The organism is Vibrio sp. OPT24 (assembly GCF_015163545.1).
Taxonomy (GTDB): Bacteria; Pseudomonadota; Gammaproteobacteria; order Enterobacterales; family Vibrionaceae; genus Vibrio; species Vibrio cyclitrophicus.
The window spans coordinates 44,023-66,054 of record NZ_JADDYI010000013.1 but is presented as its reverse complement, the minus strand read 5'-3'; the positions used below and the strand labels follow the sequence as shown (position 1 = coordinate 66,054).

The 22,032-nt window shown below is 44.0% G+C and carries 18 protein-coding genes; 7 read left to right on the top strand and 11 right to left on the bottom strand.

Annotated elements, in window-relative coordinates; all coding sequences use genetic code 11:
* Positions 1-8: 8 nt before the first annotated feature.
* From IQO02_RS03390 to IQO02_RS03380, 3 genes are all read right to left on the bottom strand, one after another.
* Positions 9-1,142: an ATP-grasp domain-containing protein gene (locus IQO02_RS03390; RefSeq protein ID WP_010435101.1), complete on the bottom strand. Its 1,134-nt coding sequence runs from the start codon at positions 1,140-1,142 to the stop codon at positions 9-11.
* Positions 1,139-1,726 (bottom strand): DedA family protein, encoded by a 588-nt coding sequence (locus IQO02_RS03385; protein WP_016783713.1) that lies wholly within the window; start codon positions 1,724-1,726, stop codon positions 1,139-1,141. The genes IQO02_RS03390 and IQO02_RS03385 overlap by 4 nt, the downstream gene beginning before the upstream one ends.
* Positions 1,727-2,053: 327 nt before the next feature.
* Entirely contained in the window at positions 2,054-4,030 is a 1,977-nt protein-coding gene (locus IQO02_RS03380; protein ID WP_010435096.1) for a bifunctional 2',3'-cyclic-nucleotide 2'-phosphodiesterase/3'-nucleotidase, read from the bottom strand.
* A gap of 411 nt (positions 4,031-4,441) precedes the next feature.
* On the opposite strand from IQO02_RS03380, the gene cysD reads away from it, so the two are divergent.
* The 4 genes from cysD (at position 4,442) to cysC (ending at position 9,278) form a co-directional block, all read left to right on the top strand.
* Positions 4,442-5,386, top strand: a complete 945-nt coding sequence (cysD, locus tag IQO02_RS03375) for a sulfate adenylyltransferase subunit CysD (RefSeq protein WP_226088532.1) — start codon at positions 4,442-4,444, stop codon at positions 5,384-5,386.
* Between the two features lie 18 nt (positions 5,387-5,404).
* Positions 5,405-6,835: a sulfate adenylyltransferase subunit CysN gene (cysN, locus tag IQO02_RS03370; RefSeq protein WP_016768648.1), complete on the top strand. Its 1,431-nt coding sequence runs from the start codon at positions 5,405-5,407 to the stop codon at positions 6,833-6,835.
* Positions 6,836-6,908: 73 nt separating this feature from the next.
* Positions 6,909-8,633, top strand: a complete 1,725-nt coding sequence (locus IQO02_RS03365) for an SLC13 family permease (protein WP_010435091.1) — start codon at positions 6,909-6,911, stop codon at positions 8,631-8,633.
* Between the two features lie 24 nt (positions 8,634-8,657).
* Positions 8,658-9,278, top strand: a complete 621-nt coding sequence (cysC, locus tag IQO02_RS03360) for an adenylyl-sulfate kinase (protein WP_010435090.1) — start codon at positions 8,658-8,660, stop codon at positions 9,276-9,278.
* Positions 9,279-9,442: 164 nt separating this feature from the next.
* Here the strand turns inward: cysC and IQO02_RS03355 are convergent, their stop codons facing one another.
* From IQO02_RS03355 to IQO02_RS03325, 7 genes are all read right to left on the bottom strand, one after another.
* Positions 9,443-10,351 (bottom strand): TIGR03899 family protein, encoded by a 909-nt coding sequence (locus IQO02_RS03355; protein ID WP_010435089.1) that lies wholly within the window; start codon positions 10,349-10,351, stop codon positions 9,443-9,445.
* A 351-nt stretch (positions 10,352-10,702) separates the two neighbouring features.
* The gene (locus IQO02_RS03350; protein WP_010435088.1) at positions 10,703-11,218 is read right to left on the bottom strand and encodes a DUF3299 domain-containing protein; all 516 of its coding nucleotides are present in this window, start codon (positions 11,216-11,218) and stop codon (positions 10,703-10,705) included.
* Between the two features lie 14 nt (positions 11,219-11,232).
* Positions 11,233-12,492 (bottom strand): ABC transporter permease, encoded by a 1,260-nt coding sequence (locus IQO02_RS03345; RefSeq protein WP_010435087.1) that lies wholly within the window; start codon positions 12,490-12,492, stop codon positions 11,233-11,235.
* Positions 12,489-13,205 carry an ABC transporter ATP-binding protein gene (locus IQO02_RS03340; protein ID WP_016783717.1) on the bottom strand — a complete coding sequence of 239 codons (717 nt, stop codon included), beginning with the start codon at positions 13,203-13,205 and terminating at the stop codon, positions 12,489-12,491. Before IQO02_RS03340 ends, IQO02_RS03345 begins: the two co-directional genes overlap by 4 nt.
* A gap of 138 nt (positions 13,206-13,343) precedes the next feature.
* Positions 13,344-14,159 carry a zinc uptake protein ZrgA gene (zrgA, locus tag IQO02_RS03335; protein WP_065107004.1) on the bottom strand — a complete coding sequence of 272 codons (816 nt, stop codon included), beginning with the start codon at positions 14,157-14,159 and terminating at the stop codon, positions 13,344-13,346.
* A gap of 41 nt (positions 14,160-14,200) precedes the next feature.
* Positions 14,201-14,491 carry a DUF2607 family protein gene (locus IQO02_RS03330; protein ID WP_010435081.1) on the bottom strand — a complete coding sequence of 97 codons (291 nt, stop codon included), beginning with the start codon at positions 14,489-14,491 and terminating at the stop codon, positions 14,201-14,203.
* 90 nt (positions 14,492-14,581) lie between these two features.
* The gene (locus tag IQO02_RS03325; RefSeq protein WP_010435079.1) at positions 14,582-15,133 is read right to left on the bottom strand and encodes a YtfJ family protein; all 552 of its coding nucleotides are present in this window, start codon (positions 15,131-15,133) and stop codon (positions 14,582-14,584) included.
* A gap of 252 nt (positions 15,134-15,385) precedes the next feature.
* Between IQO02_RS03325 and IQO02_RS03320 the strand changes: the two genes are divergently transcribed.
* Positions 15,386-15,586 carry a DUF1107 family protein gene (locus IQO02_RS03320; RefSeq protein WP_010435077.1) on the top strand — a complete coding sequence of 67 codons (201 nt, stop codon included), beginning with the start codon at positions 15,386-15,388 and terminating at the stop codon, positions 15,584-15,586.
* 108 nt (positions 15,587-15,694) lie between these two features.
* Here IQO02_RS03320 and msrA read toward each other — a convergent pair whose 3' ends face one another.
* Positions 15,695-16,324, bottom strand: a complete 630-nt coding sequence (gene msrA, locus IQO02_RS03315; RefSeq protein WP_010435076.1) for a peptide-methionine (S)-S-oxide reductase MsrA — start codon at positions 16,322-16,324, stop codon at positions 15,695-15,697.
* A gap of 213 nt (positions 16,325-16,537) precedes the next feature.
* On the opposite strand from msrA, the gene IQO02_RS03310 reads away from it, so the two are divergent.
* Both IQO02_RS03310 and IQO02_RS03305 read left to right on the top strand, forming a co-directional pair.
* A complete protein-coding gene (locus tag IQO02_RS03310; protein ID WP_029203017.1) occupies positions 16,538-18,250 on the top strand; it encodes an autotransporter assembly complex protein TamA in 1,713 nt (570 codons plus the stop codon).
* Positions 18,247-21,999 (top strand): translocation/assembly module TamB domain-containing protein, encoded by a 3,753-nt coding sequence (locus tag IQO02_RS03305; protein WP_016793859.1) that lies wholly within the window; start codon positions 18,247-18,249, stop codon positions 21,997-21,999. Before IQO02_RS03310 ends, IQO02_RS03305 begins: the two co-directional genes overlap by 4 nt.
* Positions 22,000-22,032: the final 33 nt, after the last annotated feature.

Sequence of the window (22,032 nt, the reverse complement as noted above, 5' to 3'; positions counted from 1 at the left end):
GTACAAAGTTAATCGGTGGTCGGATATTGTTGAACAAGACGTCGCTCTTCTTGCCACGCAGCAAATAAGCTCTTGAAAGAGGGAGTCTTATGGCCTCGGTGCTTCTGTTGAGCACCTATATCAAAAAGAATGCGGTATTGCAGAAGTAGTGTAGAAAATATCTCTCGTAGTGGTGTGTTGCGATCCCAGATATGTCCGGCTTCGCTACTCGCACCATTGACCTCGAGGATAGTGAAATCCTCGCCGTTCATTAGGCTATGCATGTCCTTAAATTTGACGTCGAGTCTGCCAAAATGAAAGCCATCGAAATCATCGAATATCTCGTCTAAACGTTCTGTTAGAGCCTGAGTGATGTATTGATTACCGTCTCGAAAGATACAACCACGACTATGGCTGCCTGCGAACGCGAGTTGAAACTCTTCGCCCTCTGCGAGCACTTGATCCAATTTACCTTGATGTCTTGGCAGATAGAGGTGACTGAGCTGTCCTGCACGCGGGCTATTTTCAATTAACTGTTTGAGTGTCGAGCTGCCATCACCCACCACCATTGGCGCATACTTGAGTGTGATCGAGATGATCTCGCCTTGCTTTTTGTTTGGGTAACGAACGTAGAATACACCCGCTTCGGCTTGATAAGGCGCCTTTTCTTGCAATAGAAAGCGAGCATTATTTGGGAAAGATTCAACATACTGTTCTAGTTGATCTTGTGTGTTGATCAGCTTAACACCAACACCTCGACAACCAAGATCCGGTTTAGCCACAATCGGGAAATCGAGATCCGACTGTATGAGTGCGCTGCGCGCATCTTCAGCTTGTTTCTTACTGCTAAGATCCGTTTTGGTTAAGGTGATAAACGGAGAGATCCAACGCTGACTCGATGATCCGGCAAGGCTCAGTATCTCGTGTTTTGATTCGCCGACCATTCCGCTTAACTTGATGCTCGGGTTAGCGATGAGCGGCAGTGTCCAGTCAAAGTGCCGTAACCCTTGCATCAGGCTTTGAATCACCACTGGCGTGTAGAAAAACCAAGCCGGAAGAAACTCATAAGGAGAGACACTGCGCACGGTATCTTTTTCAAGTAGGGGCATGCCAGCATTGATTTGATGTGATGGAATGATGCGAATATCTTGCGGTGAACTCATGATAATCCTCTAGAGTAGGTTCTATTCATTAATCGATTGCAGATAAACAGCAAAGCGATGGCACATGGGATGACGACCCATTGATATTCAGAGGCTTGCAGCCACGCTGATGTCCCTAAATAGTAGATGGCAGAGAAGACAATGCCAGTCCAGATCGCAGTGGCACTAATAACGGCAAATAAGAAAGTAGGGAGTGGGATTGCGAAAAAGCCACTTAAGGTAAAGCCGACGGTACGAAGCCCGGGAATAAAGCGGATGACAAAAAGGCTGCTGAATGCGTTCTGACGTAGTTTGGTACGAAGCAAACGAAAGTACTTATTCGTGAGAGCTTTATATCGCACACCTCGGAAGTAACGTCCTGACTTTCCTAAGCAATAAAGACCGAGATCACCCGTGGCAATGCCGATGAAAATGGCAAGCAGCGCATATTGAGGAAGTATTAGACCTTGAGTCGCTATACCTGCCGCCGTAACAATCGCCAGATCTTCAAGCAGATAAGAAAGCGCGATAATGCCAAGCATCAGCCATAGCAGCGATTCCTCTCCTGTATTTAACCATGCTTGGATACTCTCGACGGTGCTCATCAAATGTCCTATCTATCCTATAAATGAATGGCTTATTGGTCATTCATTGAGTGTAGTAAATTAAATAGACACGAGGAGCTGAGAAAAACTTACAGATGATTGAGGATTTTTTGTGCGAGCTTGATTCCATCCGTGGTTTGAAATGCGTTGTTTAAGTCGTTCTTAAAGCGAAATGAAAGCGAATAATGTGTTGTTTTTAAAGTAGATGTATCGAGAGTTTGGATTTGAAAGCCGGGCGTTGGATATGGGGATCCCATGTGAAAAAGAAAAAGGCTGAGTCGTTAAACTCAGCCTTTCAGAATGTTAACTATGGATTACTTAAGCAATCTATTTAGTTAGGTCAATCTGGTAAACAGCAAAACCAACATCGTCAGTCGCAACACGTTTCATCGGGTATTGACCCTTCTCTTTGATGAACTCTGCTGCTTTGTCGCTTGGAGATGTTTCAAAGCGGATATCTAGTTTGTTATCCGTTTTGATTGGCGCAAATGACCAATTGTTATCCGCGCTTGGGCTCACTTGACCTTGCTCTTTGCTTACGCGAGATATGTAGTTTGCAAGAACAGTACGGTTCTCATCTGGTGCATCAAATGCGATGAAGTCTTCACCTGTGCCTGGGAACTTAGCGCTGTATGCACGGTAGTTGTTGGTTGCGATCAGGAAGTCTTGCTTCATGTCGATTGGCTTACCTTGGTAAGTTAGGCCAACAATACGCTGTGAGTCAGGGTTAACCACTTTACAGTTTGCATCGTATTTCGCAGGTTGAGTTACGTCAATTTGGTAATCAACACCGTCGATTACATCGAAGTTGTAAGTACGGAAGTTATCCCACTCGATCAACTGTTGTGGTGCAGTTGAGTTAACATCCACTTGGTTGAACTGACCAGCAGAACACTCAAGCCACTCTTTTACTTCGTGACCTGTAACCTTCATCGCAACTAGTGTGTTCGGGTAGAGGTACAAGTCAGCTGCGTTACGGAATGTCAGTTGACCAGATTCAACTTCAGTGAAGTTCGCTGGATCATTCTTACGGCCACCGGCTTTGAATGGTGCAGCGGCTGAAAGTACTGGCGTACCATCTAGGTCTGGGTCACCTTGGATGAACTGTTCAACGTAATCTTTCTGTGCAAGGTTAACGATTTGAACTGTTGGATCGTCTTGTACTAGAGACAGGAAGCTGTACATCACATCGTCTGCTTTACCAATCGGTTGGTTAACAAACTCACGAGTACCTGCGTGGTCTTTTTCTAGTGCTGTTACGATGCCTTCATCAGCAGCAGCAAGTGATTTCTTTTCTATCTTGTCGTAGATAGGGCGTGCTTCTGATTGGCCTTTAACGACTTCCCACTTACCGTCTTTTTGTGCAAGTGTTAGATCCATAACACCAACGTGGCTACCCCAACGACCAGGCATTACTGCCGCAACTCCGTTCATTGTGCCCGTTTCGTTGTCGATGCCTTGAATGTCATCAAAACCTTTACCTGGGAATACTGCGTGAGAGTGGCCGAATGCGATTGCATCAATGCCGTCTACTTCAGATAGGTAGAACGTTGAGTTTTCTTCGCCATTTTTGTACGGGTCAGTTGATACGCCTGAGTGAGGGATAGCAACGATAACTTCAGCGCCTTCCGCTTTCATTTGAGGTACTAACTCGTTAGCTGTCTCAATGATATCGCGAGCGATCACTTTGCCTTCTAGGTTCTTCTTATCCCACGTCATGATTTGTGGTGGAACAAAACCGATGTAGCCGACTTTTACTTCATGCTTTACGCCTGCTGTATCTTCAAACGTGTGAGTCTTGATGATGTAAGGCGTGAAGTAGTGTTCTTTGGTTTCTGCGTCGTAAACGTTAGCACTGATGTATGGGAAATCAGCGTCGTTGATAGACTCTTCTAGGAACTCAAGACCGTAGTTGAACTCGTGGTTACCTAGGTTTGCAGCGTCGTAGCTTAGTTGGTTCATTGCTTTATATGCAGGGTGAACCTCACCAGCAACGATGCCTTTGTCTGCCATGTAGTCACCCATTGGGCTACCTTGCAGTAAATCACCGTTATCAACTAATACGCTATTGGTTACTTCGTTTTGAGCTTCTTTTACTAGAGTTGCAGTACGTGCTAAGCCGATTTTCTTCGATGGCTTGTCTTTGTAGTAGTCGTAATCCATTAGGTTGGTATGGATATCCGTCGTTTCTACGACACGTAGTTTAATCACTTCATCGGTATCTGGTGTTGTTGTGCAGCCTGCTAGAGTCAAACCAAGACCCGCAAGTACAGCCAATGACAAAGGTTTTATTGCAACTTTCATTGTGTAGCTCCAAAGTGGATAGTAGAAAATTTGTTGCGTAATGTAACAAAATCGAATGAAACAATGATTACAACGAATGTTAAATCGTGACTTTGATCGATTACTTTACGGTGTTCTGCAATATACCTCTCAAAGCTGCCCATCAATGTACAAATGATATCGATAATATTAGTCCATTCATTTCATCTGTTTATCGATAAATCCAATCCCTTATCAGCTTTTCGAATAAAAAATGAAATTTTAGAATTTCCAGTAATATGAGAGGCTCGTCATAATGCCTATATCAAGGACGTATCAGGCAGATGAATAGCAAGGATAGCTCATACGAAGCTTCTGTTTTCTTCTAGTGCCAATACTCCCATTCACACCAGTGGATGAGTTAAATCCCTTACTTGGTATGCCAAGTAATGAATTGCTCGTAACGCGAGCCTTAAAGGAAGCACTGAAATGGACCAAGAACGTTTAACCCACTTAAAACAGCTAGAAGCGGAAAGTATTCATATTATCCGTGAAGTAGCGGCTGAGTTTGATAACCCAGTGATGATGTACTCCATAGGTAAAGATTCTTCTGTGATGCTTCATTTAGCTCGCAAAGCGTTTTACCCAGGTAAGATTCCATTCCCGCTGTTACACGTTGATACCGATTGGAAATTTCGCGAGATGATTGAATTTCGTGATCGTACGGCTAAAAAGTACGGCTTTGACCTTTTAGTCCATAAGAACCCAGAAGGTATTGAAATGGGATGTAGCCCATTTGTGCATGGTTCTTCGAAACACACTGACATCATGAAAACTCAAGGCCTTAAGCAGGCGTTAAATAAGTATGGATTCGATGCTGCTTTTGGTGGTGCACGTCGTGATGAAGAAAAATCTCGAGCAAAAGAGCGTGTTTACTCTTTCCGCGACAAGAATCACACATGGGATCCAAAAAACCAACGCCCAGAGCTTTGGCATACCTATAACGGCCAAGTAAATAAAGGCGAGAGCATTCGTGTATTCCCTCTATCAAACTGGACTGAGCTCGATATTTGGCAATACATCTATTTAGAGAGCATTGATATTGTTCCACTTTACCTTTCAGACAAACGCCCTGTGGTTGAGCGTGATGGCATGCTGATCATGGTTGATGATGACCGTATGGAGCTGCAAGAAGGTGAAGTGATTGAAGAGAAAAGTGTTCGTTTCCGAACTTTAGGTTGCTACCCACTAACTGGAGCGGTTGAATCTGAAGCCAATACGTTAACAGGCATTATTGAAGAGATGCTGGTGGCTACTTCTAGTGAGCGTCAAGGTCGAGCGATTGACCATGATCAGTCGGGCTCGATGGAGCTGAAAAAGCGCCAAGGTTATTTCTAAGAATCTAAGGAAAGAAAAATGAATAGTGCAGTAGAAGCCGAATTGGCTGAACTAGGGATTGAAGGTTATCTAAGTCAGCATCAGCATAAATCTATGCTTAGATTTTTAACTTGTGGCTCGGTAGATGATGGCAAAAGTACGTTAATTGGCCGTTTGCTCCATGATACAAAACAGATTTATGAAGATCAGCTAGCAGCTGTTCACTCTGATAGTCAGCGAGTAGGTACTACGGGTGAGAAGCCTGATTTAGCACTGCTTGTTGATGGTCTGCAGGCTGAGCGTGAGCAAGGCATTACGATCGATGTAGCGTACCGCTACTTCTCGACGCAAAAACGTAAGTTCATTATTGCTGATACTCCAGGGCATGAGCAGTACACGCGCAACATGGCAACAGGCGCTTCAACGTGTGATCTGGCTGTGATCTTGATTGATGCTCGTAAGGGCGTATTGGATCAAACGCGTCGTCATTCGTTTATCTCCAATCTACTTGGTCTGAAGCATTTCATTGTAGCAGTCAACAAGATGGATCTAGTGGATTATGCACAAGATCGTTTTGAAGAGATTCGCGATGAGTACCTAGAATTTGCTGAAAACCTAGAAGGCGAAACCAATATTCAAATCCTGCCTGTTTCTGCGCTTGAAGGCATTAACGTTGCAGCGCCAAGCAAAGAGCTTGCATGGTTCGAAGGCCCGTCTCTATTAGAAGTGCTAGAGAATGTAGACATTGACCAAAAACGCTCTGCAGGTGAATTCCGATTCCCTGTGCAGTATGTGAACCGTCCTAATTTAGACTTCCGCGGATTTGCTGGCACCGTTGCTTCTGGACGTGTGAGTGTGGGTGACGAGATCAAGGCGCTTCCATCTGGCAAGACCTCTAAAGTTGCACGCATTGTGACTTTTGATGGCGATTTGGAATCTGCACAAGCGGGATTGGCGGTAACGTTGACCCTTGAAGATGAGATCGATATCAGTCGTGGTGATTTGATTGTGTTGGAAAACGCGCAAATTGAATCCACTAACCATGTATTGGCAGATATCGTGTGGATGACTGAACAACCCCTGAAACCAGGTAAAGCTTACGACATCAAAATCGCGGGCAAGAAAACGGTTGGTCAGGTTGAAGTAGTTCGTCATCAGTATGACATCAATAATTTGTCGACCTATGAAGTGGATGAGCTGCCACTGAATGGTATTGGTTTATGTGAATGGTCATTGAACGAAACTGTTGCGCTGGATAAATATCGTGAAAGTGCCGATACCGGTGGTTTTATTGTTATTGACCGTCTTACCAACGTAACGGTTGGTGCAGGTTTGATTCGAGATCGTTTGGACTCTGTTGAACAGCAAGTAGGTAGCTTCTCTGCATTTGAACTTGAGTTCAACGCATTGGTTCGTAAACACTTCCCTCATTGGGATGCCAAGGATTTAAGCCAGTTACTGAAGTCATAAACGACAAGTAATTGCTCATTGAATCAATGGTGTAAGGCGGAAACTCATCGTTTCCGCCATAAAGGACGGGTATATGTGGCAACAAGGATTTGTATTAGCGATTTTGCTCGGCATTGTTACTTGCCTGCTCGTTACCCGAATTAAGCCTAGTTTTATCTTTGCTGGTGCAGCGTTTATTGCTTTTATGGCAGGCATGATAGATCTGTCGAGCTTAGCGAGTAATTTCACGAATTCTTCGCTACTGACTTTAATTCTTCTTATCCTCGCATCAAGTGCGTTGGAGAAAACTCGCTTGATCAGCTGGGTTAGCCGCAATATTTCTGAAGGCCGGCTAGGCACCGTGGTCGCGAAGTTGGGTATTTCCACAGCGTTACTTTCTTCTTTTACTAATAATACGGCGGTGGTTGTCTCTTTGATCGGCGCAATCAAACGTAATCAACAACACGCGCCATCTAAACTGCTTATCCCTCTGTCATACGCTGCCATTTTAGGTGGAACCCTGACATTGATCGGCACCTCAACCAACTTGATCATTAATAGCTTTGTTGAAGATGCAGGACTGCCGAGTTTAAACTTTTTCACGCCAACTTTGATCGGTTTAGCTGTTTTGGTCGGTGGGGTATTGATCCTTATTCCTCTGAGTTACTTTTTACCTAGCTACGATGATGGATCGCAGGACGACCTTCCGTATTTTCTTGAAGCAAGGGTTGAGCCCGGCTCACCGTTAGTTGGTCGCAGTGTCAGTGAAAACAACCTTAGAGCGCTGAGAAAACTGTTCTTAGCCGAAGTTATTAGAGACGGGAAAACTACGGCGTCTATTGACCCTGATTTTATTCTCCAAGCTCGTGATCGACTGCTGTTTTGTGGTGATGTTGAGAGCGTAGCGACATTACAAGAGATTCAAGGGCTAACCTTGTTTGGTCAACACCACCTTAACGGACAAAGCTTTGTTGAAGTAGTGGTGAGCTCATCGGCAAGCTTCTGTAATAAAACACTGAAAACTAGTCAATTTAGAGACCGCTTCGATGCAGTTGTGGTTGCCATTCGCCGTGGGCATGAACGCCTTGAAGGTGGGTTAGGGAATATCACATTAACCGCAGGTGATACCTTGATTTTGGTTCCCGGAAAACGCTTTGAAGAGCAGCGTCAGCAGCATAACAAAGAGTTTGTGCTGATGAATGACTTGGACTCAAGTGCCAAGCTTGATGCAGATAAATCGACGTTCGTGTTGCTCGGTTTTGCCAGTGTGATTGGTTTAGCCCTTGCTGACGTGGTGCCGATTATCAAAGGACTAGCTGGTTTCTTACTATTGCTGGTGGCATTTGGTGTGGTGCAGCTGGGTGAGCTTCGTCGTCGTTTTCCTGTTGATATTGTGGTGATAGTGGGCTCTGCTCTTTCTATTGCTCAACTGATGATTTCATCTGGGCTATCTGAGCGTATGGGGCTGATGTTCATAGAAGCCTTCAATGGGTGGGGCGTGTTTGGTGCGTTAGTCGCGACCTATTTTATGACGTTGGTTCTTACAGAGCTGGTGACCAATAATGCGGCAGCAGCACTCTCGTTTCCGATTGGTTACAGTATGGCAGTAGGTTATGGAGTTGATCCTATGCCGTTTATTATGGCGGTTCTGTTTGGTGCCAGCGCCAGCTTTATTTCGCCATACGGCTACCAAACCAATTTACTTGTTTATAGCGTAGGTAATTACCGTCTCACGGATTATCTACGTATCGGTATCCCAATCTCGATTGTTTATTCGGGCTTGGTATTGACCCTAATTCCTTATTTTTTTCCATTTTAATGCTGTTTATTCAAAGGACTATTTATGACCGCAGTACTCAAACCAAAAGATGAGAATGTTGTGTGGCATCAACATTCGATTGATAAAGCATTTCGCTCTGATCTTAAATCACAAAAGCCAGCTGTGCTCTGGTTCACGGGGTTATCTGGTTCTGGGAAGTCGACAGTCGCTGGAGCATTAGAAAATCGCCTAGCACAGCTTGGTTATCATACCTACTTATTGGATGGTGATAATGTTCGTCACGGATTGTGTAGTGATTTGGGGTTCTCTGAGCAAGATCGTAGAGAGAATATCCGACGTATTGGTGAGCTGGCTAAATTGATGGCGGATGCAGGTTTAATTGTACTGTCTGCTTTTATTTCTCCTCATCAAGCGGAGAGACAGTTAGTGCGAGACCTGCTACCGGAAGGCGAGTTTTTAGAGGTGTTTGTTAACACGCCGCTCGAGGTGTGCGAGCAGCGCGACCCTAAAGGCTTGTATAAAAAAGCACGTGCTGGAGAAATCCCGAATTTCACGGGCATTAGCTCTGCTTATGAAGCCCCTCAGAACCCAGAAATCGATCTACCGGCAGGTGAGAAGACACTCGATGAACTGGTCGAATTGTGTATTGATGCGTTAGAGAAGCGTAATATTTTAGCCAATTAATAGGGTTGGTATGACTAAGGCTACCCATTTACTTATCTGCATATTTACGCTTTCATAAGTAATCCAGCTTGGGTTTATCGAGACACGAAACCTATCTACTAGATTTCTATTCCTCTCAATAATCGTCACTTTTTATATTGTCTATTGCTTACACCGTCTATTGTCTAGACGGTGTAGTTTACGGTGCTTTTAACTTCTGTTTGTACCGTAAATTTTTGGCTTAATAAAGCAATAAGTTGGTCGTAGTACTGCCCATTGGGTTTATTCCCAAGCAAGGCGCACAGCTCATTTCCAGTAGGACTGAATCGGTAGTAAATCAGCTTCACCCCTTTTGACAACGGTGCCAGTGACATACCTTTCCCTTGATAGGTTAGGTGCAAGGCTGGATCGAAATCAATCTCCCCAGACTCTAGCTCAGTCCCCAGAATAATCCCGAGTTCAATCAGATGTAATAGGCTTGAATAGGGTAGGTTATGCCCACCAAGGTTAATGGTATTGGTGGTGTCTCTTTTGCCAAAGCTGAATATCCCTGCATGGTTTTTGAAACCGAGTAATAGCTTCCTGCTGTTATCACTACCAAAACTACAACCCAGTGACGCTGCTCGTTGCAGGGTGAGCGCTTCTTTTGGTGTCATGTCTTTTAAGATCTGAAGCGCCTTCATTGACGTCGATCCTGGGTTGGTGACTTCTCGTTTCAGTACTTGAGCCCATAGCCTCTGCATCGATGTATTGTGGATCTCTTGTGCCATATCGAAGAAACGGTATAGCCAGTCCTGATCAGGGTCTCCAGCCGCTTCATCCTTACATGAAGAGTGTGCCAACTTTAGAATCTGCTCTAGGTTCTTTTGACGCTGCTCTCTACGTTTTTTTTCTCGTAACAGTGCCCGCTCGATAAGTGTACTTTCACTTTTATCAGTTGGTTTTGCACTATGGCTGATTAAGGAATCTAAACCGAAGCTTTGTGCGATGTGCAACATTCTGCTGGCACTGTCGGCAATGTGAGGCTTTTTTTCATGCTTATGCTGGGTATCGCTAGCATGTTCGATGATTACTGGCTGTTTGGTTTCTGACATAAGAGTACCGTTACGAGACGACTTAACTGTCTAAAATGTAACTCTTTATCTTAATGGTGGCTAGATTTTGCGTGCAGAGTTGAAGACTTCAACAAAATTTTACTTTTGCTAATGATAATAAAATGTTAAATTTGTTGTAATTCTCAAGGAGGAGTTATGAATCAAGTCAATGATAACAAGCTGAAGAAACAGCTTGGCATAGGGCTATTACTCGTTACATATGTCGCTGTGCTAGCTTATTTATCTGATTACATCGCGTAAGTTAGATAAACAACATCGTTATTAAACTGTTGTTGAATAAGATCATTTGTTCAGTGACCGCAGCTCATCCATGAGCCACCCTTCTAATGACTACATGTCGTCGTATTCTTCAATCGCTGTACCTTCAATAAGATAACCTGTTTGCGCTAATTCGTGGCTGATCGACTCTGTTTTCAGCGTGCCTACTAAATAGATCACATCCCATAATTGCTGTATTGGTGCTCCTTGTGGGAATTTCACGTAGATGATTTGGTTTGGTGGCGGTGGTGGTACGTGGATACATGCGCCAAAGTACGGTACCAGTAGAAATTCTGTGATCATGTTCTCATCACCCTCCAATGGAATGACAAAACCAGGAATCTTCACTGTGCTGCCATTCAACTCGGGGCGAACAGCACCAATTGTCGATTGCTGAGGTTTGTCCATACTGTCGTGGTTAACCATCGGCATGCCAAATGAGTCTAGTTGTGCTCGCTCTGATTCTGGAATTAAGTCAATCCAATCGAGTGTTAATACCGATTCGTCAGTCTGAGTTGTGTCAGCGTGAGCTGTGCTGATAAATGGAAATAAAAGCAGTCCAAGTATCAGTAGGAATTTGCGTTGCATCGTAGGTTCCTAATTTAGATTCGAATAGTCATGCCATCAGACAATGACTGACGGTAAGCCCGGAAAGCGGGAATAAAGCCGATAATAATACCTGCAATTTGAACCAACATAAGTAGTTTCCATTCATGAGGTGTGATTGCGGATATCGATATGTTGATACCATAACTTTGTTGCACAATTGGAGCAACTACTGCGATCAGTGCAAACAAGAGTGCGACACCTAAGGTTATGCCAAGGAAGGTTAGGGCACTAGCTTCACTAATCAGCAAACCGAAAACATGTCGAGGCCTTGCTCCCATTGCTCGGAGGATGGCCATTTCTCTACGTCGCTCTTGTAAGCTAGTGAGTAGGCTACTCAGCATACCCAATAATCCAGCAACGACAACAAATCCTGACACAATCAGCAGTGCTTGTTCAGCAACGGCCATCATGCCCCACAATTCATGCAATGCAATGCCCGGCATAATTGCGCTCAAAGGTTCTTGACGGTAGTTATTGATTTCTCGTTGCAGTGCAAAGGTTTGAATCTTCGAGTTTAGTCCCAGCATCATTGCGGTAATTTGTTTAGGCTGGAAGTCACGTTGCTTCAATACTTCAGCGTTCGGTGTATGCCCTAGATTTGCTCCAGATTCCCAGCCGACATGAATTGCTTCAATGGCTTCTAATGAAACGTGCACGGTTTTGTCTACTGGCGTTCCAGTTGGAGAAAGGATTCCTACGATAGTGAAAGGCAGGTTATCGTGTCGGCTGAAGGCGACGTCGCTGATGCCATGAGCAAGAATGATATTATCACCGATCTTGTAATCCAATTTTTTCGCGACATCAGCACCAATCACAACATCAAATAGCTCTTCGAACTCTTTGCCTTTTTGAAAAGTAAGTGGCTGCTTACTTCCATAGCGATAATTCTCGAAGTAGCTATGGTTGGTGCCCATTACGCGGAAGCCTTTATGTGAATCACCCAATGAGATTGGTATGGCCCACTTTACAGCGTTGTGCTGGCTAAATTCTTCATAGCTTTTCCAGTCGATGTTGTTGGTGGCATTGCCGATTCTAAATACCGAATAAAGCAGTAGGTTGACCTGACCGGATCGACCTCCGACAATAAGATCAGTGCCTGAAATCGTATTAGCAAAGCTGCTCTTAGCTTCGGTTCTTACACGTTCCACACCGAGTAATAGAATGACTGACACCGCTACGGTAAGAATCGTCAGAATGGCTGTGGCTTTACGGTTGAGTACGCTTTTTAGGGCTAAGTGAGTAATTACTTTCATACGACAACCTTAGCTTGATTAACGGTTTTTAAATCTATGGTTCGAGTGAACAGTTTCTCTAATGTCGGATCGTGACTAACAAAGATGAGAGTGGAACCTGCTTGGTTCGCTTGTTCTAGTAACAACTCGATAAAGGCTTCTCGGTTGTTATGATCCAGAGCCGATGTCGGTTCGTCGGCAATGATGATTTTAGGTTGGCCTATCAAGGCTCGAGCTGCAGCGACACGTTGCTGTTGGCCTATACTCAACTCAGTAACGGGTTTATCCATCAAGGCTTGAGGCAGCTTTAGTCTGATCAACAATTCTTGAGCGGTTGCTTGTAGGCTGTTCTGACTTTCAATGACTTGCTGTCTACGAATTTTTGAAAATTGGCAAGGAAGTGTCACATTGTCGATTACTGATAAGTAAGGCAGTAGATTAAATTGTTGGAATATATAACCGATATGATCGGCTCTAAACTTATCCCTCTGACGTGGTGTCAATTGGGTAAGGTCTTGGCCTAAGATAGACACTTCGCCTTGTTGCGCTTGGTTTATCCCCGTAAGTAACCCTAACAGTGTTGATTTACCACAACCACTTGGCCCCTTAATAAAAAGGTGCTCTTTAGGTTGAATATGTAATGAAGGTATTTCTAACGTTGGGGGTAATTCAGGTTTCCAACGAAAACTGATATTTTCTAGTTTGACCACAAGTGATGAACTGTCAAAAGACATACTAGCTCCAATATTTAAAGCGGTGTCTCTTCTGGACAGTCTAAAAGACAATTAATTCCCCAAGTACACCGGTTTTAACAACCAAGTAAGTGAATACTTACTTGGTTGTTTATCTACGCAAAATCTATCGAATTCTTATTAGAATCGGAAGCTAACACGTTCTGCATTAAGAACTTCTTGCGTTTGAACACTATCTGTCAGTAAGTTCACGGTCATTGACTTTGTATTACTGAATTTCGAGAACCATTGGGTATTAACAGTATTCAGATTAGCAATATCTGAACATTGGTAGTGGTACTCGGCTGTAAATTCACCGTGGCCGCCTTCTGAGTGGTCATGGCCTTCATGGTCATCATGATCGTGTTCTGCATGGTCATGGCCTTCGTGGTCATCATGATCGTGTTCTGCATGGTCATGGCCTTCGTGGTCATCATGATCGTGTTCTGCATGGTCATGGCCTTCGTGGTCATCATGATCATGTTCTGCATGGTCATGGCCTTCGTGGTCATCATGATCGTGTTCTGCATGGTCATGGCCTTCGTGGTCATCATGATCATGTTCTGCATGGTCATGGCCTTCGTGGTCATCATGATCGTGTTCCGCGTGGTCATGGCCTTCATGGTCATCATGATCGCCTTCCAGTGTGTTAGTCACTGACTTGAACTTCAGCGTACAGCTAGTGTTATTGAAACCAAATAGCTCTTCTGGCTTGTTTAATTGTGCGATAGCTTGCTCAAACAAAGCTTTCTGCTCTGCAGTTTTTGGAGCATGTTCAAAGCCAACCACATCAGCGCCTGGAGCCGTCACTTCAACAAGCAGTTCTTGCCCATCTTGAGCTATGTTCACTTCAACTTTACCGTGCACATGTGCGTCGTGAGAGCGGAATTCTTCGTTTGCTAAAACGTTCGTAGACACAGCCATGCCGATAACAACGGCTAAAATAGTAGGTTTCATGTTTTTTTCCTGAATAAAGGTTAATTAAAAAGTAATGGTAATTAAGCGATCTTTACAGGAGGTGAGCGTGCTAAATAGGCAAAATATAAGCGCTGTAACGAAATTATTGACTCTGTGGTAGCGACAGTAAACTCTGAAGGGAACTCTGGAACCTGTGGAAGTGAGTGCGCCGTGATGAATTGGTTTATCGAAAACAGTTCACAGTGGTGTGAAGTATGATGCCCTGGATCAGAGTCTACCATATGTGTGGCTGCTAATACGCTGAGCAAGAGCATCAGCCCGAGCAAAAAGCCTATTTTGCGTTTCACATTGTTAGGTGTGTTTTGCCACATGAAGATGATTTACCACAGAATTAAAAAAAGATACTGTTATAATATAACAATATCCTTTGGTTAGGTCTCGAAAAAGACGCGAATATCTGATTAAAGACTCGCTTTAATCAGCTCAATGACTTGAGTGACTTCAGTTTCGTTAAGTGCGCCTTCTTTAACAAACAAGATTTTACCTTGCTTGTCCTGAACGATAATCGCTGAGCTCTCTTCTTTTAGAGCCCATGATGACGCTACCGTTCCGTCTTCATCTAGCACCATCGAAGACCATGGAAATTCTTCTTTACTGCTTTCTGCTGACGATTTAACAAAAGACCCAGTACCCCAAATGGCATCATCTTGGTTGATGATTGTGGTGGTTTGGTAGCTGTCTTCTGAGAATTTCGATGCTGTAATTGCAGCCATCAGTGGTGCGTTTAGCTCTTTAGAGCTGCTACGACCAGCGATAGCTTGAACGACGCGAACTTTTCCTAGGAGCTCATTGGTTGCCCAAGTTTGATATCCTGTTTTACCGTCGTTTATGACAATTTCACCATAATTGCTAACATCGACAGCAGGCAGAGAAGAGCCTACAGATAGATTGTGAGCGTTGGCGAGGAGTGGAGAGGCTGCGGCTAAAAAAGCCAGTAGAGTTTTGTTTTTCATTATATTTTTGTTCCGCTTATTGGTTTGCATTGGAAGTATAATATGAAATCTGAAAAATGCCTCTTTAACTTTTTTATCGTACGGTGTAGAAACAAGTTGCGGGCTTGTTACTAAAAGGTATAATGCGACAGTATCAGGGTAAACAATAGATTATCTTGCTGTTAGCTAACGGATTTAGCAATGAGATGTGCTTTGAATAAGGCTTTGTTCAGAGAAGCAGCAGTTGTACTCAAATGGAATTGAGGTTGTATTATGTTAAGAGAGTTTTCTACTTACCGTCCACATCAGGTGGCGCGTTTCGTTAAAGTCCTATTCAAAGGCCAGTTTGCTATTGAAGGTATCGGCGAGTTTCGCTTCGACCAAGGCAAGGTGCTTCTCCCTGAAGTTTCAGATAAACAAAAATTGATTATTTTTAAAGAAGTTAATGGCACGATAGCTGCGTTGCCCGTGTAACTTAACTTCGTTTATTGTCGTACCTAAAACATGCTAACAATTGAAAAGGGCTTCGTTAATGAAGCCCTTTTTAATGCGAGTCGTTCTAGTTTTATATCCGGTTATACTTTATTGCGGTGGGAAACAAACACCTGTTCCACCTAGTCCACAATAACCATTCGGATTTTTTGCTAGGTACTGCTGATGGTAAGTTTCGGCGAAAAAATATTTTCCAGCAGGCAGAACTTCCGTTGTGATCTCGTTGCCTAAAGATTCAGTCATTGCTCGCTGGTATTCACGTTTAGAGTGCTCAGCGATAGCCTGTTGCTCTTCACTGAAAGTATATATGGCTGAGCGATATTGAGTGCCTAAGTCATTACCTTGGCGCATCCCTTGAGTTGGGTCGTGACGTTCCCAGAATGTTTCAAGTATTAGTGCTAAAGACGTTTGCTCACTATCAAAAATAACTCGAACAACTTCTGTATGGCCTGTTTGCCCGGTACATACTTGCTCATAAGTTGGATTAACTGTGTATCCGCCAGCGTAACCAACGGAGGTAGAAATTACACCATCAAGTTGCCACAACAGTCGCTCTGCTCCCCAGAAGCACCCCATACCAAGTAATACTTCTTGTTGGGAACCTGTAGGCGCATCGAGTAAGTCGGTTTGATTGATGAAATGGCGTTCAGTGATACGGATTGGATCAGCATTCCCCGGTAATGCGGTTGTAGCGGAAACCAGTTGTTGTTTATTTAGCATGTTGTATTCCTTTTCGCATACGTTTACCGCGTTAGTTAACATTAGATCTAGGTTTATATTAACTGTAGGCTCATATTTACTGTTGGTTTATATTGAATCAGTCTTTAAATTAGACCTTGTTATTCTAGGATTTATTACAGACTCAATGCCTTTTTAGCGGTATTATTTCTATTCACTTTATTAACGTATTTATAACTTCTGCACCAATTAAACATGATAAGAAAAACTTTACCAGTTCTGATTAGCACTCTATTGTCATCGACGCTTGCTTTCGCTGATGTTTCCCTTGAGATTAAAGGGCTTGATGGAGCGCTTGAGGATAATGTTGATGCTTATCTGAGTGCGATCCCCGAAGAAGAGTATTCGGCTTCATTGAGGTTCCAATCTCGCTTGGAGTCTATTATTAAAGAAGCGTTGAATGCGTTAGGCTACTACCAACCTCGTATCGCTTTTTCCCATTCCGAAGACGACATTGAATTGACCGTTACGGTTGAACCAGGTGAACCCGTTGTTATTTATACCTCAGATATCGTATTAAGTGGTGAAGCAGAAGATGATCCTGATTTTCTAGCACTGATCGCCAAGAGCAAACTGTCGAAAGGTTCGATTCTTAACCACGGCAATTATGACTCTTTGAAATCATCTATCCGTAATCTTGGATTAGCCAAAGGCTATTTCGATGGCTCGTATGAGCTTAGTAAGTTAGAAGTTGCGCCCGAATTAAATCGTGCTTATGTTCGCCTTCACTATAACAGTGGCATTCGATATCACTTTGGTGCTACCCAGGTGACGGGTAGCCAAATTGAAGATGAAAAGGTGCAATCCCTTAAACCATTTGAAGATGGTGAACCGTACTCGATCACAAAAGTAGGCGAGTATAACCAAAATCTCTCTAATACTGATTGGTTCTCATCTGTTTTTGTTGAGCCTGATTTAAGTCAGTTGGGTGATGGCAGAGAAATTCCGATGAAGGTGAGCCTTGCTCCGCAAGCGCGTAACCAAATCGAAACAGGTATCGGTGTATCTACTGACCTTGGCGTAAAAGGTACCCTCAAATGGAAGAAACCTTGGGTAAACTCACTTGGTCATAGTTTCAATAGCAGTTTGTCTATCTCTAAACCAGAGCAGACGATAACAGCAACGTATAAAATCCCTTTGGATGATGTACTTAATGATTACTATCAAATTAAGTACGGTATGAAGAATCTGGATAATCGTGATACCAAGAGTTTGGAGTCAAACCTCGCTTTGGAAAGATATTGGCGATTAGATAACGGCTGGCAACGTACGGTGTTCATTCGATACCTAGTTGAAAACTATGAACAAGGTCTACAAGACGATTTAGCGCAATTTGTGTTACCAGGCGTGGCGTTTTCCCGAACTCGAACTCGAGGTGGTTCGATGCCGATGTGGGGAGATAAACAGAGCGTCATGATTGAAGCGGGCGATGACACAATATTGTCTGAAACTAAGGTGGTTCGTTTCCAAGGACAAACTGCATGGATCAGAAGTATTGGCGATAATCATCGAGGTTTAACTCGGCTTCAGTTTGGCGGTAACTTTGCTGACGAGTTTGATAAATTATCACCTTCACTAAGATTTTTCGCGGGTGGTGATAATAGTCTCCGTGGTTATGGCTATGAGTCTATATCTCCTAAAGATGAAAGTGGTGCATTAACCGGTGCAAAATTTATTGCAACCAGCTCGTTTGAATACCAATACCGCCTAGTTGGAAATTGGTGGGGAGCGGCCTTCTACGATATTGGTGATGCCTTCAATGATAAACCAGAATGGAAGCGCGGTACTGGTGTTGGCGTTCGTTGGGCATCGCCCGTTGGACCGGTAAGTTTAGATTTTGCGTGGGGGCTTGATGCTGACCCAGGTGATGAGTTTCAAGTGCACTTCAGTTTAGGGCCTGAATTATGATCAAAGTGATGGGTAAGTGCATTAAGTGGACATCGATATCTTTGACGTCGATTCTATTGTTATTGATAGCACTTTTAGGTTTTGTTTTATTTACTAACCTAGGACTTAACACGGTGTTGTGGGGGGCTGAAAAAGCGCTGCCACAGCTTAAAGTTGAAAGTACTAATGGGGCACTTTTTCCGAGTTTTACTCTCCATAACGTTCAATTTAAAGATGACAGTCTTCATATTGATACCAAGGTTCAAAAAATGGCATTGGCTATCAACCCTCGCTGTTTGCTTGATCCTAAGTTGTGTGTCGATCGTTTAGCGATTCAAGGATTGGACTTCGCATTTACTGAATTGCCTCCTGCCTCTACAGAAGAAACAGAACCGACTCCGCCAGTGACATCGGTGAAAACACCGCTGCCAATCGTGATCAACCGTATTGCTTTGTCTGATATTAAACTGAATATCTTGGGGCATGAGATTGAATGGGGGTTGTTTTCAACGGCTTTGAGTATGCAGGGTGAGAAGCTGACTGTATCGCCAACCTTATTTAATGATCTTAAGGTTAAACTTGCAGAGTCTACCGAAGAGCCGCAAGCAGAAATCGTCGAACCAGAGACTGCAACTAAGGCTGCTATCGAGTTGCCTGAAGTTTGGGTCCCTTTACAGATTGTGCTGGAGCGTTTTGACCTCAACCGTTTCACCTTAGAACAAGAAACACCGATTGTGGTAAACCACCTTGGGCTTGAAGCTCGAGCGGGTAAAAACACGGTCGAAGTTTCTACTCTTGAACTTGATATGCCACAAGCAAGCGCTAACCTTGCCGCTAAAGTTGAGCTTAAAGATGGCTATCCGTTAGACCTTTCTTTAAATGCACAGGTGAAAGAAACTGATCTTACAGGTCAAAAACTGTCGCTGAAAGCACAAGGGAGTGTCGCGAAGCTACACTTCGATTCTCAGTTTTCTGAACTGATTGAGGCAAAGCTGTCAGGAGATATTCAATCTTTAGAGCCGACTCTGCCATTTGACCTTCTTTTAGAGGGAGGTAAAGCGCAATGGCCTCTTACTGGTAAAAGTGATTACCAAGCGGTTATCGAGAAGTTTAAAGCCGATGGCTCATTAGATGGTTTTAATGTGCAGTTTAAAGGTGAAGCGGATGGTCAGGAGATACCTGCCTTAACCATCGACCTAGAGGGTAAGGGCACCACCGAGCAGATTGAACTTGAGCGCTTAAAACTGAACACGCTGGGTGGTGAACTCAATGGTGTGGTTAAAGCGAGTTGGAAGAAGCTTATTAACTGGCAAGCCGATGTGACGCTGAAGGATATTCAGCCGGGTCTGCAGTGGCCAGAAGCCGAAGGTAACATTAGCGGAAGCATCGTTACTTCGGGTGAGTTGACCGAAGCGGGTGGTTGGGCGATTGAGCTGCCTAAGTTAGATATCGAGGGGATCTTGCGAGAATATCCTCTGGATATCGAAGGCCAGTTATCAGCGTCTGACCGCAGCGCGAGCGGTGAGCCTAAACTAAAAACCAGCGGCCTGAGCTTAGCTCACGGTGTTAATTCTATAAAAGCACAGGGTCAACTCGACAAGCAGTGGGATATGGGCGTTGCTATTAACCTTCCCCAATTGACGAAAAGTATTCCTGAACTGAAAGGTACAGTGATTGGCGATATTGGTCTCAGCGGGCCTTTCAAAGAGCCGGAAGTTGACATGGTTCTTAACGTCGACCGTGTCGATTGGAACGATGAAGCTACATTAGAATCTCTATCTCTTCGTGGTTCAGTGATTCCATTGCCTGCGCCTCAGGCTGATTTGGTATTGAAAGCGAATAACCTAGCCTATCAAGAGCAAAAGGTTGACAGCATTGATCTCACCGTGAAAGGTGGTGAGAAGCAGCATACCGTGACGCTCGACGTGGTATCCGACGTGATTTCCACAAGCTTGGCTATTTCGGGTGAGCTGATTCAAAAGCCTTCTATTATTTGGAATGGGTCGTTAGATCGAGTCAAAATCGCCACGGAACAAGGACCTTGGGTGCTAGATCAACCCGTCGCAATTAAAGCCGATGCCGACAAGCAGTTTGCCGATATTCAAGCTCATTGTTGGAAACAGGCCGGTTCTAGTGTGTGTTTGGATGAAGACGTTCGTGTTGGAAATTCGGGTGAGGCCAAGTTGGCCATCAACCAATTCGACTTCGATCAGATTAAAGCCTTTGTGCCTAAAGAGACGCAACTAGAGGGCTTAGTGAATGCGACCGCTCATGCCAAATGGTCGAAACAAGGTGAACCTGAAGTAACGGTTAGCGTCGATATGCCAAAAGGTCAGGTTGTTCAGCAAGTCGGAGAGCCAATCACACTGGGGTGGGAAAGTGTTGCATTGAATGCACGGCTGAAAGACAACAAACTGGATGCCGACTTTAAGTTGGATGTTTCTGATAATGGTGACTTATCTGGCACGGTGTCGTTACCAGATATTGTTGCTGAAGACAAAATGGTCGATGCGGCAATTAAACTAACGACATTCCATTTGGACTTCTTACAGCCGATCCTTGGTGAATACAGCATGCTGAAGGCTGATCTTGAGACTGACTTAAAGGTCCAAGGTTCTTTGATGCACCCCCAAGTTTTTGGTCAATTCTCGGTTAATGGGATTCAAGTTAAAGGGGATGTGACGCCTGTGGATGTTAAAGACGGTCGTATTGATCTCGACTTTAACGGTTACAGCGCAAAGCTTGATGCGAATGTCGAGACTCCAGACGGCCACCTTGATATTGAGGGCTCCGGAGATTGGCAGGATCTTCAAGCATGGCGATCAAATGTCCGAATCTTTGCTGATGAGTTGATGGTTGATATTCCACCGATGGTCAAGGTTAAAGTAGTTCCTGATATGACCATTGATGTTACGCCGGAGCTTGCAAAAATTACGGGTGACATTGCATTGCCATGGGGGCGAATTGTCGTAGAAGATTTACCTCCGTCAGCAGTTGGTGTGTCTTCTGATCAAGTTATTTTGAATAAAGACCTTCAACCAGAAAGTGAAGATACGATTCCATTCAATGTGATGACTAATATTAATATTTCAATTGGTGATGACTTTAAGCTTTCAGCCTTTGGCCTTGAAGGTGATTTAGTGGGTAAGTTGAATGTGGCTCAAAAAGATCAAGGCCCGTTTATCACCGGAGAAGTAAATATCGTAGATGGTACTTATCAATCATTCGGTCAAGACCTCCTGATTGAAGAGGGCAAGATCCTAATGAATGGGCCACCGGATCAGCCATATGTAGCGATAAATGCGATTCGCAACCCTGATAATACTCAGGATGACGTGACTGCTGGGATTCGAGTTACAGGCCCTGCTACAGAGCCGACCATCGAGATTTATTCTGACCCTGCGATGCCGCAAGCCAACGCGCTATCCTATATCTTACGGGGCCAAGATATCGATGGAGAGTCGAGTGGTTCTATGACGACCACATTAATTGGTTTGAGCTTAGCGAAGAGCGGTAAGGTCGTTGGCGAAATTGGCGAGGCATTTGGCGTACAGGATCTACAATTGGATACCGCAGGCTCTGGAGATGACTCTCAAGTGACGGTGAGTGGTTATATCCTTCCGGGGTTACAAGTCAAATATGGCGTGGGTATCTTCAACTCATTGGGTGAGTTTACCGTTCGTTATCGATTGATGCAGGATCTCTACGTGGAAGCAGTATCTGGCCTTGATAGTGCTGTGGACCTTCTTTATCAATTTGAATTTGAGTAAATTCATTTGAATTCGAGTTGCTGTGGTTTCATA

Excerpts from the sequence above, each read along its gene's own strand:
- IQO02_RS03390 (WP_010435101.1), bottom strand. The coding sequence starts at position 1,142 with ATGAGTTCACCGCAAGATATTCGCATCATTCCATCACATCAAATCAAT.
- IQO02_RS03385 (WP_016783713.1), bottom strand. The coding sequence starts at position 1,726 with ATGAGCACCGTCGAGAGTATCCAAGCATGGTTAAATACAGGAGAGGAA.
- IQO02_RS03380 (WP_010435096.1), bottom strand. The coding sequence starts at position 4,030 with ATGAAAGTTGCAATAAAACCTTTGTCATTGGCTGTACTTGCGGGTCTT.
- cysN (WP_016768648.1), top strand. The coding sequence starts at position 5,405 with ATGAATAGTGCAGTAGAAGCCGAATTGGCTGAACTAGGGATTGAAGGT.
- IQO02_RS03365 (WP_010435091.1), top strand. The coding sequence starts at position 6,909 with ATGTGGCAACAAGGATTTGTATTAGCGATTTTGCTCGGCATTGTTACT.
- cysC (WP_010435090.1), top strand. The coding sequence starts at position 8,658 with ATGACCGCAGTACTCAAACCAAAAGATGAGAATGTTGTGTGGCATCAA.
- IQO02_RS03355 (WP_010435089.1), bottom strand. The coding sequence starts at position 10,351 with ATGTCAGAAACCAAACAGCCAGTAATCATCGAACATGCTAGCGATACC.
- IQO02_RS03350 (WP_010435088.1), bottom strand. The coding sequence starts at position 11,218 with ATGCAACGCAAATTCCTACTGATACTTGGACTGCTTTTATTTCCATTT.
- IQO02_RS03345 (WP_010435087.1), bottom strand. The coding sequence starts at position 12,492 with ATGAAAGTAATTACTCACTTAGCCCTAAAAAGCGTACTCAACCGTAAA.
- IQO02_RS03340 (WP_016783717.1), bottom strand. The coding sequence starts at position 13,205 with ATGTCTTTTGACAGTTCATCACTTGTGGTCAAACTAGAAAATATCAGT.
- zrgA (WP_065107004.1), bottom strand. The coding sequence starts at position 14,159 with ATGAAACCTACTATTTTAGCCGTTGTTATCGGCATGGCTGTGTCTACG.
- IQO02_RS03330 (WP_010435081.1), bottom strand. The coding sequence starts at position 14,491 with ATGTGGCAAAACACACCTAACAATGTGAAACGCAAAATAGGCTTTTTG.
- IQO02_RS03325 (WP_010435079.1), bottom strand. The coding sequence starts at position 15,133 with ATGAAAAACAAAACTCTACTGGCTTTTTTAGCCGCAGCCTCTCCACTC.
- IQO02_RS03320 (WP_010435077.1), top strand. The coding sequence starts at position 15,386 with ATGTTAAGAGAGTTTTCTACTTACCGTCCACATCAGGTGGCGCGTTTC.
- msrA (WP_010435076.1), bottom strand. The coding sequence starts at position 16,324 with ATGCTAAATAAACAACAACTGGTTTCCGCTACAACCGCATTACCGGGG.
- IQO02_RS03310 (WP_029203017.1), top strand. The coding sequence starts at position 16,538 with ATGATAAGAAAAACTTTACCAGTTCTGATTAGCACTCTATTGTCATCG.
- IQO02_RS03305 (WP_016793859.1), top strand. The coding sequence starts at position 18,247 with ATGATCAAAGTGATGGGTAAGTGCATTAAGTGGACATCGATATCTTTG.